Origin of the sequence: Brachybacterium muris (genome assembly GCF_016907455.1) — a bacterium.
Taxonomy (GTDB): domain Bacteria; phylum Actinomycetota; class Actinomycetes; order Actinomycetales; family Dermabacteraceae; genus Brachybacterium; species Brachybacterium muris.
Genome location: NZ_JAFBCB010000001.1, coordinates 1883004 through 1896632 on the forward strand (window position 1 = coordinate 1883004; position 13629 = coordinate 1896632).

A 13629-nucleotide genomic window follows, 5' to 3' on the forward strand; every position below is an offset into this window, starting at 1 on the left:
CAGTTGAGCCGAAGCGATCAGGGCGTCAGCTGTGAATCGGCGCATCGACGCCCACTACGGCGACTACGCCGACTCCCGCGCGCACCTCGACGACGCGCTCGGGCTCCTCGCCTACTGCGCCGACATCTACGCCCGCTGCCACGACACGAACCGGCGGCTCTGCAACCAGGCGTTCTTCACCAAGGTCTACATCGACGAGGACAACGAGCTGCGCGTCGAGCACCACCGGCCCTTCGAAATGCTGCTCGACCCAGAGGTCAACGCCAACGCGCTGACCTGGGCCGCAGATGCCAACAAGGCCCGAACCTCTACCAACATTGACGTTGGCAAGGGTTCGAGCCTTGTGCGTGGGGTGGAGCTAAGGGGATTCGAACCCCTGACCTCTTCCATGCCATGGAAGCGCGCTACCAACTGCGCCATAGCCCCGAGTGGGAGTCACCTGCCTGGTCGAGCCCCTGCGGGCCGTCCCGTCGGCGTGGCGACTCAGCGAGCTTACATCCTCGGCGGCCTCAGATGAAATCAGGGGCGATGTTGTGTGACACCAGCCTCATGCGCTCCCCGGTGGGGTCGGAGTAGAGCGGCTCGAGCACGGATCGGTGGCAGTTCTGCAGGCCGCCGATGCCGCGGAAGGTGTCGGTGTTCAGGCCCAGCAGCTCGGTGATACCCAGGGTGGTGGCGGCGCCGTGGCCCACCACCAGCACGGTCATGCCGGTGTTCTCGGCCACCAGCTGGTGGCAGCGGTCGGCCACGCGACGGGCCACGTCCGGTCGGTCCTCGATGCCCAGCCCTGGCACCGAGCGGTGCTCGCGCCACAGGGCGTGCTCCTGGGGCCAGCGGCTGCGGATCTCCTCGCCGCGCAGTCCTTCCCACGGCCCGAAGCCGCGCTCCAGGAAGGCCTCGTCGACGACCACGTCGATGCCGCAGGCCTTCCCGACCTCGAGGGCCGTCTCGTGGGCGCGCGTGAGCGGGGAGGAGACGATGACGTCCGGCTCCTGCTCGACCATCGCGGCGGCCAGGGCCCTGGCCTGCTTGCGGCCCACGGCGTTCAGGGGGATGTCGACCTGGCCCTGGAGGCGGGCCTCGCGGTTGTAGTCCGTCTGCCCGTGGCGGGCCAGGATCAGCCGTGTGCGCACGTGGCCGTTCATGCCGGCGGTGATCGAGCTCACTGGGGATCCGAGGTGCTCTCGACCGTGGCCGCCTGGTCCAGCTGCAGGTCGATCACGGGGGCGTCGCGCCACAGCCGCTCCAGCGCGTAGAAGGCGCGGTCCTCGGCGTGCTGCACGTGCACCACGATGTCCCCGTAATCCAGCAGCACCCAGCGGGCATCGCGCTCACCCTCGCGGCGCAGGGGCTTTCGGCGGCGCTCCTTCAGCAGTGCCTCCTCCACGCCGTCGACGATGGCGGACACCTGGCGCTCGGAGTCGCCGGAGCACACCAGGAACACGTCGGTGATGACGACCTGCTCGGAGACGTCCAGGCCGATCACTTCGTTGGCGAGCTTGTCGGCGGCGGCCCGGCCGGCCACGCGGGCGAGGTCGAGGGATTCGTCGGGGGCACTCACGCGGACGTGACCTCCAGGGGTGTCGGGTACGGGGTGGATGCGAGATCGAGCACGTGCGGATCAGGCAGAGCTGCAAGGGCGCCGAGTGCGCCGGTGTCGCCGGGGCCCAGCACCCCGGTGGCCAGCAGGATGATGAGGGCCAGCACGGCCAGGCCTATCAGCACCCACACCACCCACAGCAGGGATCGCCCGCCGGAGTCGTCGGCGCGCTGCAGCACCTTGCCCTCGAAGCGGGGTGCGGGGCGCGGATCGGGAGCCTCGCTCACCGACATCTCCCCCAGCTCCACGCCGTCCACGTCGCGGTCCACTGCGACGGTCGAGGTGGCGCCGGTGGTGGCCGACTTCTCGGTTGCCGGCTCGTTGCTGTCCGACTCACCGGAGGAACCTGCGCCGGCTGCAGCCTCGTGGTCGGGGGTGATCTCATCGGCCGCCTGCTGTTCGTCAGCTGGCTCCGGGGAGGCATCCGCCGGGGTGGTCTGCACGGTCGCGTCGACGGGGTCGGCCAGCTCGATGATGCGGGCGCGACGGCCGAACTTGCGCAGTCGCGGCACGGGCGCATCGGCCTCGGGCGGGGCGACGGCACCGCGCACCGAGGGCGCTGCGGTGGCGTCACCGGCGGTCGCGGCGGCCAGTGCCTGCTGGGCGGCCCCCTCCTCGGGGGTGAGGCGGCGGGCGCGACGGCCGTGACGGGTGGGGGCATCGGTCTCAGACAATGCCGTCACCTCCTGTGTACAGGGCGTACTTGTTGATGTACTGCACCACACCGTCCGGCACCAGGTACCACACGGGCTGACCTGCGGCGACTCGGGTGCGACAGTCGGTGGAGCTGATCGCCATGGCGGGCACCTCGATCAGCGTCACGCCGTCCGCGGGCAACCCCTCGGTGGCAAGCTCGTGGCCCGGCCGGGTGACGCCCACGAAGTGCGCCAGCTCGAAGATCTCCTGGTTGTCCTTCCAGGTGAGGATGGACTGCAGGGCGTCGGCACCGGTGATGAAGAACAGGTCGGCATCGGGGTGCTGGGTGCGCAGGTCGCGCAGGGTGTCGATGGTGTAGGTGGCCCCGGGCCGGTCCACGTCCACCCGCGACACCGTGAACACGGGGTTCGCGGCGGTGGCCACCACGGTCATCAGGTAGCGGTGCTCCGGGTCCGAGATCTCGCGATCGGACTTCTGCCACGGACGACCGGTGGGCACGAACACCACCTCGTCCAGGCCGAACACGCTCTGGACCTCGCTGGCGGCCACGAGGTGGCCGTGATGGATGGGATCGAAGGTCCCGCCCATCACGCCGATCCGGCGCCGGTGCTGCTCCACGGGGCTCAGTGGTCGCTGGCGGCGGTGTCGTGGTGGTGGGCGGAGGTGCGGGTCTCGGCGGGATGGCGCGCCTCGCGCCCGGAGCGCTGCACGCCACCGGCGAGGTAGGTGATGCCCAGCAGGCCCAGCAGGATGATGAGCATGCCCAGACCCACCAGGTAGGCAGGGATGCCTTCGGCGGCGGCGCCGGCTTCGGCGAGGATCATGAGCTGATCGGTCATGGTTCAGGTGGCCTTTCGACGGGAGACCACGACATCATCCCACAGGCCGCAGGGCACCTGGAGCCCGGACATGCCGCCGCCCGGACACACTGGTGCCCGTGCCCGTCTCCTCAGGGACGAACATGCCCCTGCCCCACCACGATCCACTTGCCGCAGGTGAGCTCGGTCAGCCCCATCGGGCCCCGGGCATGGAGCTTCTGGGTGGAGATGCCGATCTCCGCACCGAAGCCGAACTCGCCGCCGTCGGAGAACCGCGTGGAGGCGTTGGCCATCACCACCGCGGAGTCCACCTCCGCCAGGAACCGCTGCTGACTGACCAGATCGCGGGTGAGGATCGACTCGGTGTGGCCGGTGGAGTGGGCACGGATGTGGGCGAGAGCCTCATCGAGGTCATCCACCACCTTCACCGCGAGGTCCAGGGACAGGTACTCGGTGTCCCAGTCCTCCTCGGTGGCATCCACGATCGAGGCGTCGGCGCGGGCCCCGGGTCCTTCCACCGACAGCGCCGCCCGGGCGGCGTCGTCCACGTGCAGGGTCACACCGGCCTCGATCAGGGGTGCCGCGACCAGCGGCAGGGCCCGCTCGGCGACGTCGCGGTGCACCAGCAGGGTCTCCAGTGCGTTGCACACCCCGATCCGCTGGGTCTTGGCGTTGGTGATGATATCGACGGCCTGGTCCAGATCAGCGGTGGCGTCGAGGAATACATGGGTGTTGCCGGTGCCGGTCTCGATCACGGGCACCACGGAGTGGGTGACCACGTGCTGGATGAGGCCCGCTCCCCCACGCGGGATCAGCACGTCCACCAGGCCCCGGGCGCGCATCAGGGCGTCCACGCCCTCACGGCCGTGCTCGTCCATCCCGACTACCAGGTCCACGGGCAGGTCGTGGGCGGCGAGCACTTCCCGCAGCACCTCGATCAGGGCGGTGTTGGAGTGCAGTGCTGCGGAGCCACCGCGCAGCACCACCGCATTGCCTGACTTCAGCGCGAGACCGGCGGCATCCACGGTCACGTTGGGGCGCGCCTCGTAGACCATCCCGATCACGCCCAGCGGCACCCGCAGCTGCCGCAGCTCGAGACCGTTGCGCAGGATCGATCCCTGCATCACCTCCCCGATCGGGTCGGGCAGGGCAGCGGCATCGCGCAGCTGCTGGGCGATCGCTCCTACCCGCTCAGTGGTGAGGGCGAGACGATCGCACAGGCCGGCCGCCATGCCGGCGGCATCGGCCGCCTCGAGGTCCCGCGCGTTGGCCTGGACGATCTGCGGCGCGCTGTCGACGAGGGCCTCGGCCATGGCCAGCAGTACCGCGTCCTTGCGGTCGCGGTGCAGGCGCGCAAGTGCCGGCTGGGCGCCCTTCGCCGCACGGGCGGCCTCGCGCACGGCCCGCTCGACGGGGCTCAGGGCCTCCTCACCCTCGGTGCCAGGGGTGCCGGGGGGCCCGGGGATCCCGTGAGTGCTGGAGGCGCTGCTCGTCGTGGGGCTCGAGTTCATGGAGCAAGGGTAGGCCGCGCCGGGGAGCACCGGCAGGGGTGTCCAGAGGCACGTGCAGGATCCAGCTGTTGCGCACCACGCTCGCGCCAATTATGATCTAACCCACTCACTTTGGAAACGTTTCCACTCTGGGTGGCGCCGATCCTCCGGGCGGCGTCCCGCACACGACGACGTGTCGAAGGAGGAGCACGTGGCCAGGCCGACCATTCGTGACGTCGCTGCCCGTGCCGGGGTGTCCCTCGGCACCGCGTCTCGAGCCCTCAGCGGGAACGGTTCCGTTCGCCCGGCCACGCGCGAGGCCGTGCTCCAAGCCGCCAAGGACCTGGACTACAGGGTCAACTCCCTCGCTCGATCACTGCGTTCGAACCACACGGCGAGCATCGGCCTGCTGATCCCCGATGTGCGCAACCCCTACTTCTCCCAGCTGGCGCACGTGGTCGAGCAGAGCGCGCTCGAGCACGGTGTCACCACCCTCCTGTGCAACGCGGACGAGCGCCCGGAACAGATGGCCATGTACGTCGACGTGCTGCGCGAGCGCCGCGTGGACGGCGTCATCGTCTCCCCCTTCGCCGATGCAGAGCAGGCCCTGGCTGGCCTTGATGACGACGCGATCCCCACCGTCTTCATCGACAGGCGGATCCCCGACTCCCCCACCCCATCGGTCACCAGCGATACCGGCTCGGCACTCGACGAGGCGATCGCCCTCATGTCCCGGCTGGGGCACCGCAGGGTCGGCTTCATCACCGGTCCTCGCACGACATCGACCGGTATCGAACGCATCGAACAGGTTGCCGCCGCTGCGGATCACCACGGTGTGGAGGTCGAATGGCAGGAGGGAGACTTCCACCCCGAGTCCGGCCACCGCGCCGCCACCTCCCTACTCGGGAGCGGCATGCGCGCGATCCTCGCCAGCGACGCCCAGACCACCGAAGGTGCTCTGAGCGCGATCGTCGAGCAGGGCGTCACTCTCGGTGAGGGCCTCCATTTCATTGGCTTCGACGGCACACCCGCCACCGCACTGATCCGTCCGTCGCTCACGTACGTGCGCCAGCAGGTCCAGGAGATGGCTGCGACCGCTGTCGATCTGCTCGTACGTCTGCGAGCAGGGGAGATCGTCACGTCGGTCCGGCTTCCCAGCACACTCGTCCTCGGCGGCTCCGCCCGGCCCGCCGCCGATCACCTCACAGAAGAGAGGTCCTGCGCATGACCGCCCCCTTGCTCCGACTGGACCACGTCACTAAGACGTTCGGGCCTGTCACCGTGATCGATGACGTGAGCGTCGATGTCCTCCCCGGCCGCGTGCAGGTGCTGCTCGGTGAGAACGGTGCAGGGAAGTCCACACTCATTAAGATGATGTCGGGCATCTACCAGCCCGATGGTGGGCGCATCCTGATCGACGGCAACGAGACCCATCTCCCCACGGTCAAGGCTGCCGAAGCCCACGGCATCGCCACGATCCACCAGGAGCTGAACCTGGTCCCTCAGCTCAGCGTGGCCGAGAACATCATGCTCGGCAGGACCCCGCAGAAGCTCGGGCTCGTGGACCGCTCCTCTCTGCGTCGCCACGCCTCCGCTGCGCTTGAGCGCATCGGCCTGCGGGTCCCCCTGGACCGCCCGGTGGGAACCCTGGGGGTCGCCAAGCAGCAGCTCGTCGAGATCGCCAAGGCCCTCTCCCAGCAGGCCCGCATACTGATCCTCGACGAGCCCACCGCGGCCCTCACCGGAACGGAGATCGACCAGCTGTTCTCCGTGGTCGAGGATCTGCGGGCCGACCAGGTGGGAATGGTGTTCATCTCCCACCACCTCGACGAGATCGCACGGATCGGCGACACCGTCACCGTGCTGCGCGACGGCCAGTTCGTGCAGGAGGTCCCCGCAGACACTCCGGAGAACGAGCTGATCCGACTGATGGTGGGCCGCGACATCGAGGACCAGTTCCCCCGCCGCGCCCCCGAACAGCCCGGCGACGTGCTGCTCTCCGTGGAGGGTCTGAGCAGCGAAGGGCACTTCGAGGACGTCTCCTTCGAGGTGCGCGCCGGTGAGGTGCTGGGCATAGCCGGGCTGGTGGGCGCCGGCCGCACCGAGGTGCTGCGAGCCGTCTTCGGTGCTGACCGCTACGACCGCGGCACCGTCGCCGTCGAGGGCGATCAGTTGCCACCCGGGGACGTGGGTGCTGCGATCGAAGCGGGACTGGGCCTGGTCCCCGAGGACCGCAAGGCCCAGGGCCTGGTGCTCGAGCACTCGGTGCAGGACAACACGTGCCTGGCGACATTCCGCCATCACGCCCGCGCAGGGCTCGTGGATCGGGCCGGCGAGAAGCGACGGGCCGATGACGTCACCTCCCGGCTGAACGTGCGGATGGCCGGTCTCGGCCAGCCCATCCGCAACCTCTCGGGCGGCAACCAGCAGAAGGTCGTCTTCGGGCGCTGGGTACTGGCCGACACCCGCATCCTGCTGCTGGACGAGCCCACCCGCGGCGTCGACGTCGGCGCAAAGGTCGAGATCTACGAGCTGATCAACGCCATCACCGACAACGGCGGGGCAGTGCTCATGGTCTCGAGTGAACTGCCCGAGGCGCTGGGCATGAGCGATCGTCTCCTGGTGATGAGCGCTGGCCGCGCCACCGGCGTTCTCGAGTCCAACACCGCCTCGGAGGACGACGTCATGGCCCTGGCCGTCTCCAACATCGAACCCGCCCAGACCATCTCCTCGGAAGGAGAAGCGGCATGACCGCCACTGCCCAGACCACCTCGCCCACCCGGCGCTCGACCCTCTCGAAGGTCGGCCACTGGGCGATGAACAACGGTGCACTGGTGGGGCTGATCCTGCTGTGCATCGGTCTGTTCATCGCCACTCCGGCCTTCCTGACGATCCCGAACATCATCAACATCGGGATCCAGGCTGCCGTGGTCGCGATCCTCGCCTTCGGAATGACCTTCGTCATCGTCACCGCCGGGATCGACCTGTCCGTGGGGTCCGTCGCAGCTCTGGGTGCGATGGTCTCCGCCTACTCCTTCGCCTCTCTGAACCTCCCCGGGATCCTCACCGTGGTGGTCGGACTCGGGGTGGGCATGCTGGCCGGTTCGATCTCCGGTCTCGCGATCGCCTACGGCAAGCTGCCCGCCTTCATCGCCACACTCGCCATGATGTCCATCGCCCGCGGCCTGACCCTGGTGGTCTCCAACGGCACCCCCATCGATACGTCGGACACGGTCAACATCTTCGGGAGCCGCGTGGCCGGCATTCCCGTGCCGATCTTCGCGATGGCACTGGCGGGAGTTGTGTGCTGGTTCATCCTCTCGCGGACCGTCCTGGGACGCTCCATGTACGCCGTGGGCGGGAACATCGAGGCCGCCCGACTCTCAGGCATCCCCGTCAAGCGCGTCCTGGTGTGGGTCTACGCCCTGTCCGGTCTGTTCGCAGGCCTCGCAGGACTGGTGCTTGCTGGGCGCCTGCGCTCTGCAGGGCCTCAGGCCGGCTCCGGCTACGAGCTCGACGCGATCGCTGCCGTGGTCATCGGCGGCGCCTCCCTGGCCGGCGGCTCCGGCAGGGCGACCGGCACCCTCATCGGCGCCATCCTTCTGGCGGTCATCCGTAACGGTCTGAACATCCTGAACGTCTCCTCGTTCTGGCAGCAGGTCGTGATCGGCTGCGTGATCGCACTAGCCGTCGGCTTCGACGTCTTCCGCCGCAAGACCGACTCCTGACCCCTGACAACGCTCTACCGCACCTACGCAACCAACCCATCGGGGCCGCGCCCCACGAAAGGAACAAAGATGTCCCCCGTCAACCCCACCCGACGTCAGACTCTCGGCCTCACCGCCGTCCTCGCCGGAGCCCTCAGCCTGGCCGCCTGCAACCGCGGCGGCGGGGAGGCCGGCGGCGAGGGAGGCGGCGGTGGAGGCACAGTCATGCTGTCGGTCTCCACCCAGACGAACCCGTTCTTCGTTCAGCTCGTCGACGGCGCACGGAAGGCAGCGGACGAGCTCGGGCTCACCCTCGAGGTGCAGGACGCCTCCGATGATGCCTCCACCCAGGCCAACCACCTGCAGAACGCCATCACCCAGGGGGTCGCCTGCGTCATCGTCAATCCCACCGACTCCGATGCAGTGTCCGCCTCGATCGAAGCGCTGAACGCCGCCGAGATCCCCGTGATCGCTGTGGACCGCAATGCCACCAGTGGTGAGCTGGTCTCCTACATCGCCTCCGACAATGTCGCAGGCGGCGCTCAGGCTGCCCAGGCCCTTGCCGAGGCCATCGGGGACACCGGCCAGATCCTCGTGCTCCAAGGCGTCCCCGGCGCCTCGGCCACCCGTGACCGCGGCCAGGGCTTCACCGAGGAGATCGCCAAGCACGGTGACATCGAAGTGGTCGCGGAGCAGACCGCGAACTTCGACCGTGCCGAGGGTCTGAACGTCGCCACCAACCTCCTGCAGGCGAATCCGGACGTGGTCGGCATCTTCGCCCACAACGACGAGATGGCGCTCGGTGCCATCGAGGCCCTCGGCCCGCGGGCGGGATCGGAGGTCTTCGTGGTCGGCTTCGACGGCACCGGGGACGGATTGGCCGCCGTCGAGGCCGGGACCATGCATGCCACCATCGCGCAGCAGCCCGGTGAACTTGGAGCCCAGGCCGTCGAACAGGCCCAGACCGTGGTCGAGGGCGGCAGCCCGGAGGCCGAGGTCCAGGTCGACGTGGTGGTGGTCACCGCCGAGAACGTGAGCGAGTACCTGTGACGGGCATCGTCGTCGTCGGCTCCATCAATGCCGACCTCAATCTGAGAGTCGAGCGCCATCCCGGTCCCGGGGAGACGCTGATCGGAGCAGATGGTTCGGTCACGCCCGGGGGGAAGGGCGCCAACCAGGCCGTTGCCGCCAGGAGGCTCGGTGCCGAGGTGCGGATGGTCGGAGCCGTCGGCGACGATGCCCATGCCGGAGCGGCACTGTCACTGCTGAAGGAGTGCGGCGTCGGTGTGGGCACCGTCTCCACCAGCCCCGGCACTCCCACGGGTCTGGCAGTGGTCACCGTCGACGAGCATGGGGAGAACACCATCGTCGTCGTCCCCGGGGCCAACACCACCGTCGATGCAGCCGCTGTAGGCGCCCATGCCGCTCTGCTCGAGGACGCCGATATCGTGGTCCTGCAGGGGGAGATCCCCCGCAGTGGCATCGAAGCGGCGGCCCGCCTCTGCGGTGGGCGGGTGATCCTCAATCCGGCCCCCGTGCTCGAGCTCGATGCGGAGGTGCTGCACCGAGCGGATCCCCTGGTCGTCAACGAGCACGAGGCAGGTCTGGTCCTCGGTTTGCTCGCACCAGGCAAAGACGTGCCCGAGGATGCGGGGGACATGCTGCAGGCACTGCGGCGCGCGGGGATCGGCTCGCTGGTCCTCACCCTCGGTGGGGAGGGTGCCCTCGTGCTCCCGGCCGGTGCAACCGAGGTCGTCCCAGTGCCCGCCTCACCAGTGGCGGCCGTGGACACCACGGGGGCGGGCGACGCCTTCATCGGGGCCCTCGCCGCCCACCTGCTGGGGTCCGACGACCTGGTAGAGGCCGCCCGCTTCGCCGCGCGGGTGGGTGCCTTCGCGGTGCGTTCGGAGGGTGCCCAGCCGAGCTACCCCTACATGACCGACGATCTGCCAGGTCCCACGGAGGCATCCCGATGAGGACGACCGGTATCCTTCACGCCCAGCTCGCCCTCCACATTGCACGTCTACGCCATACGGACACCTTCGTGGTGGGCGATGCAGGGCTACCGGTTCCTCCCGGGGTTCCTGAGGTCGACCTTGCCGTGGGCTTCGGCATCCCCCGCTTCGCGGACGTGCTCGATCTGATCCTCTCGGAGGTCGCGATCGAGGGTGCAGTCCGCGCCGTCGAGGCGGAGGGGCAGGATGCGGGTCGATGGTTGGCCGAGCGGTTCCCCGATGCTGAGGCGGTCCCCCACGAGGAGCTCAAGTCCCTCACTGCATCCGCGCGGTTCATCGTGCGCACGGGAGAGGCGTCCCCCTACGCCAACGTTCTCCTCCGTGCAGGCGTTCCTTTCTGACGATCGCGATCCACTCTGCAGCTGCGACCAGACTCTCATGAGCCGCCGAGCCCGGGCGGCAACGACGCCGGTGCCGATCCGGTCGAGTTCGTGCTCGCCGCCCAGGTGGGGTGCCTGGACGTGGTGATCCACACCGTTGCGAAGGAGAAGGGCGTCGAGGTGCCCTCCCCGGCGCCGCCATCGAGACGGTCCTCACCCGCTCCTGAGACTCACAGCAGCACCATCTGGTCGCGGTGCACGGCCGGGCGGCGGAACCTCTCCCCCAGCGATTCACGCAGCTCAGCGGAGCCGTGGCCGCTCATCACCCGCAGCTCCTCGCTGCTGAAGCCCACCAGACCCCGGGCGATCAGCTGCCCGTCGGGGCCCGCCACGTCCACCGGGACCCCCGCGGGGAAGGTGCCCTCCACCCGGGCCACCCCGACGGCCAGCAGGGAGCGACGGCGGCTGCGCAGGGCCTGGGCGGCACCCTCGTCCACGTGCAGGGTGCCGGCGCCGCGGGTGGCGAACCTCAGCCACACCAGGCGGGATCGGCGACGGCCGTGGTGGGCGGGGAAGAAGGTGCCCACGTCCTCGCCCGCGACGGCCCCGGCGAACTGCGCGGCCGAGGTCATCACGGTGGCGGTACCGGTGGTGGAGGCGTGCTGGGCGGCCGAGAGCTTGGTGACCATCCCTCCGGTGCCCACCTTGGATCCCACCGCGCCGATGCTCACCCCGGACAGCCGGGCCACGTCCTCCACCACGGAGATGCGCTCGGCACCGGGATCGCTGGGGGGTGCGGTGTACAGGGCGTCCACGTCGGTCAGGAGCACCAGGGCGTCGGCCCCGAGCAGCTGGGCCACCAGGGCTGCCAGGCGGTCGTTGTCCCCGAAGCGGATCTCGTGGGTGGCGGTGGTGTCGTTCTCGTTGACCACCGGCACCGTGCCCAGGTCCAGCAGCGCCTCCAGGGCGGAGCGCACGTTGCGGTAGGTCTGCGGTCCGATCACATCGGACTCCGTCAGCAGGACCTGTCCGGTGATCCGGTCATGAGCGGCGAAGGCATGGGACCAGGATCGGGCAAGCAGTGCCTGGCCCACGCTGGCGGCAGCCTGCTGCAACGGGACCTCGCGCGGCCGCTCCACCAGACCCAGCGGCGCCAGCGCAGCAGCGATCGCTCCGGAGGAGACGATCACCACCTCGGTACCGCCCTCCAGCAGGGCGGCGGCGGTGGATGCGATCTCGCGCACCCGCACCTTATCCAGACGCCCGGCGTCATCGGTGAGGCTGGAGGAGCCGATCTTCACCACGATGCGGCGGGCATCCGCCAGCTGCCCACGCTGTGTGAGCCGGGCCGGCTGACGCGGCGCCGTGCCGTTCCCGCTCATCGGGCACCGCCGTTCACCTGGGCCCGCCGTCCATCATGAGGAGGCGTCCTCGTCCACGGCGGGGTCGGCCCAGTGACCGGCGCGACGCTCCTCCTCCATGGCAGCCAGGCGGCCCAAGCGTGCATCGGTGCGCGCGCGCTGCTGCTCGCGCTTCTCCTCGCGGGTGGGCCGGTGGTGGTCCTCCAGGCGCTTGTCGGTGCCACGGCGGCCCAGCAGTTCGGCACCGCCCATCATCGTCGGCTCCCAGTCGAACACCACGGCGTCGTCATCCGGGCCGATCAGCACGGTGGAGCCGGCCACGGCACCGGCCGAGTACAGCTCCTGCTCCACGCCCAGGCGTGCCAGGCGGTCGGCGAGATAGCCCACGGCCTCGTCGTTGGTGAAGTCGGTCTGTCGCACCCAGCGCTCGGGCTTATCGCCCACCACGCGCCAAGCGGTCGCGCCCTCGAACTGCTCGGTGACCACGCGGAAGTCGGTCTCGTCCACTGCATCGGGGGTGATGACGATCGGGGCGCTGGAGGGCTCGGGCAGCGAGGCGCGGGCCTTCTCCACCAGTTCGCCGAGCACGAAGCTGAGCTCGCGCAGTCCCTTGTGGGACACGGCGGAGACGTCCAGCACCGGTACGTCACGCTCGGCGAGCCGTTCGCGCACCATGTCGGCCATGTCGGCGCCGTCGGGCACGTCGGTCTTGTTCAGCACGACGACGGTGGGGCGCTCCATCAGCGGCACCCGACCTTCACCTGGCTCGTCCAGCCCGGCGGCGTACTCGGACAGCTCCGACTCGATGGTCTCCAGGTCGCTCAGCGGGTCGCGATCGGATTCGAGGGCGGCGGTGTCCAGGACATGCACGATCACGTGGCAGCGCTCGATGTGGCGCAGGAAGTCCAGGCCCAGGCCCTTGCCCTGGCTGGCGCCGGGGATCAGCCCGGGCACGTCCGCGACGGTGTACCGGTACTCCCCCGCCTCGACCACTCCCAGGTTTGGCACCAGGGTGGTGAAGGGGTAGTCGGCGATCTTGGGTCGCGCGGCGCTCATCGCGGCGATCAGCGAGCTCTTGCCGGCGCTGGGGTAGCCCACCAGGGCCACGTCCGCCACGGACTTCAGCTCCAGGATCAGGGTCCGCTCCTGGCCCGGTTCGCCCAGCAGGGCGAAGCCGGGTGCCTTGCGGTGGCGGGAGGCGAGGGCAGCGTTGCCCAGGCCCCCGGAGCCGCCGCGGGCCGCGATGAAGCGGGTGCCGATGCCAGTCATGTCCGCCAGGACGGTGCCGTCCTCGGTGGTGATCACGGTGCCGTCCGGGACCGGCAGCACCAGGTCCTCGCCACGGCCGCCATGGCGCAGGTCGCCCTTGCCGAAGTCACCGGAGGACGCCTTCTGGTGGGGCTTGTGGTGATACGGGAGAAGGGTGGTGGTGGAGGCATCCACCTCGAGGATCACGTCCCCACCACGGCCACCGTTGGCGCCGTCGGGGCCCGCCAGGGGCTTGAACTTCTCGCGACGGATCGAGGCGGCGCCGTGGCCGCCCGAACCGGCGACGACGTGCAGTTTCACGCGGTCGACGAACGTTGCCATGGGTCTACTCCGATGCGGTACGAGGGTGGGTACGCGTCGAGGGGCGGAGCTGTCGGCTCCGCCCCTCGATG

General features: G+C 69.7%; 15 protein-coding genes and 1 tRNA gene. 6 read left to right on the forward strand and 10 right to left on the reverse strand.

Features of this window, described 5'->3' with window-relative positions:
- Positions 1-25: 25 nt before the first annotated feature.
- The 8 genes from JOD52_RS08700 to JOD52_RS08735 form a co-directional block, all read right to left on the reverse strand.
- Positions 26-223: a hypothetical protein gene (locus JOD52_RS08700; RefSeq protein ID WP_204409516.1), complete on the reverse strand. Its 198-nt coding sequence runs from the start codon at positions 221-223 to the stop codon at positions 26-28.
- 130 nt (positions 224-353) lie between these two features.
- Positions 354-426, reverse strand: a tRNA-Ala gene (locus JOD52_RS08705).
- 83 nt (positions 427-509) lie between these two features.
- Positions 510-1166, reverse strand: coding sequence for a histidine phosphatase family protein (locus JOD52_RS08710; RefSeq protein ID WP_338124071.1), 657 nt, complete (start codon positions 1164-1166; stop codon positions 510-512).
- A complete protein-coding gene (gene rsfS, locus JOD52_RS08715) occupies positions 1163-1561 on the reverse strand; it encodes a ribosome silencing factor (protein ID WP_204409518.1) in 399 nt (132 codons plus the stop codon). The genes JOD52_RS08710 and rsfS overlap by 4 nt, the downstream gene beginning before the upstream one ends.
- Positions 1558-2274, reverse strand: a complete 717-nt coding sequence (locus tag JOD52_RS08720; RefSeq protein WP_204409520.1) for a hypothetical protein — start codon at positions 2272-2274, stop codon at positions 1558-1560. Before JOD52_RS08720 ends, rsfS begins: the two co-directional genes overlap by 4 nt.
- Positions 2267-2875 (reverse strand): nicotinate-nucleotide adenylyltransferase, encoded by a 609-nt coding sequence (nadD, locus tag JOD52_RS08725; protein WP_017824095.1) that lies wholly within the window; start codon positions 2873-2875, stop codon positions 2267-2269. The genes JOD52_RS08720 and nadD overlap by 8 nt, the downstream gene beginning before the upstream one ends.
- Before the next feature lie 5 nt (positions 2876-2880).
- Positions 2881-3096 carry a hypothetical protein gene (locus tag JOD52_RS08730; protein ID WP_017824096.1) on the reverse strand — a complete coding sequence of 72 codons (216 nt, stop codon included), beginning with the start codon at positions 3094-3096 and terminating at the stop codon, positions 2881-2883.
- A gap of 110 nt (positions 3097-3206) precedes the next feature.
- Entirely contained in the window at positions 3207-4586 is a 1380-nt protein-coding gene (locus tag JOD52_RS08735; RefSeq protein WP_239551847.1) for a glutamate-5-semialdehyde dehydrogenase, read from the reverse strand.
- A gap of 190 nt (positions 4587-4776) precedes the next feature.
- Between JOD52_RS08735 and JOD52_RS08740 the strand changes: the two genes are divergently transcribed.
- From JOD52_RS08740 to rbsD, 6 genes are all read left to right on the forward strand, one after another.
- Positions 4777-5793, forward strand: a complete 1017-nt coding sequence (locus JOD52_RS08740; RefSeq protein WP_204409522.1) for a substrate-binding domain-containing protein — start codon at positions 4777-4779, stop codon at positions 5791-5793.
- Positions 5790-7316, forward strand: a complete 1527-nt coding sequence (locus JOD52_RS08745) for a sugar ABC transporter ATP-binding protein (protein WP_017824099.1) — start codon at positions 5790-5792, stop codon at positions 7314-7316. The genes JOD52_RS08740 and JOD52_RS08745 overlap by 4 nt, the downstream gene beginning before the upstream one ends.
- The gene (locus JOD52_RS08750; RefSeq protein ID WP_204409524.1) at positions 7313-8293 is read left to right on the forward strand and encodes an ABC transporter permease subunit; all 981 of its coding nucleotides are present in this window, start codon (positions 7313-7315) and stop codon (positions 8291-8293) included. Before JOD52_RS08745 ends, JOD52_RS08750 begins: the two co-directional genes overlap by 4 nt.
- Before the next feature lie 69 nt (positions 8294-8362).
- Positions 8363-9322, forward strand: coding sequence for a substrate-binding domain-containing protein (locus JOD52_RS08755; protein ID WP_204409526.1), 960 nt, complete (start codon positions 8363-8365; stop codon positions 9320-9322).
- A complete protein-coding gene (locus JOD52_RS08760) occupies positions 9319-10248 on the forward strand; it encodes a PfkB family carbohydrate kinase (RefSeq protein ID WP_204409528.1) in 930 nt (309 codons plus the stop codon). Before JOD52_RS08755 ends, JOD52_RS08760 begins: the two co-directional genes overlap by 4 nt.
- The gene (rbsD, locus tag JOD52_RS08765; RefSeq protein ID WP_204409530.1) at positions 10245-10628 is read left to right on the forward strand and encodes a D-ribose pyranase; all 384 of its coding nucleotides are present in this window, start codon (positions 10245-10247) and stop codon (positions 10626-10628) included. Before JOD52_RS08760 ends, rbsD begins: the two co-directional genes overlap by 4 nt.
- Positions 10629-10837: 209 nt before the next feature.
- Here rbsD and proB read toward each other — a convergent pair whose 3' ends face one another.
- Positions 10838-11989, reverse strand: coding sequence for a glutamate 5-kinase (gene proB, locus JOD52_RS08770; RefSeq protein WP_017824104.1), 1152 nt, complete (start codon positions 11987-11989; stop codon positions 10838-10840).
- A 33-nt stretch (positions 11990-12022) separates the two neighbouring features.
- Entirely contained in the window at positions 12023-13558 is a 1536-nt protein-coding gene (gene obgE, locus JOD52_RS08775; RefSeq protein ID WP_204409532.1) for a GTPase ObgE, read from the reverse strand.
- Positions 13559-13629 lie beyond the last annotated feature (71 nt).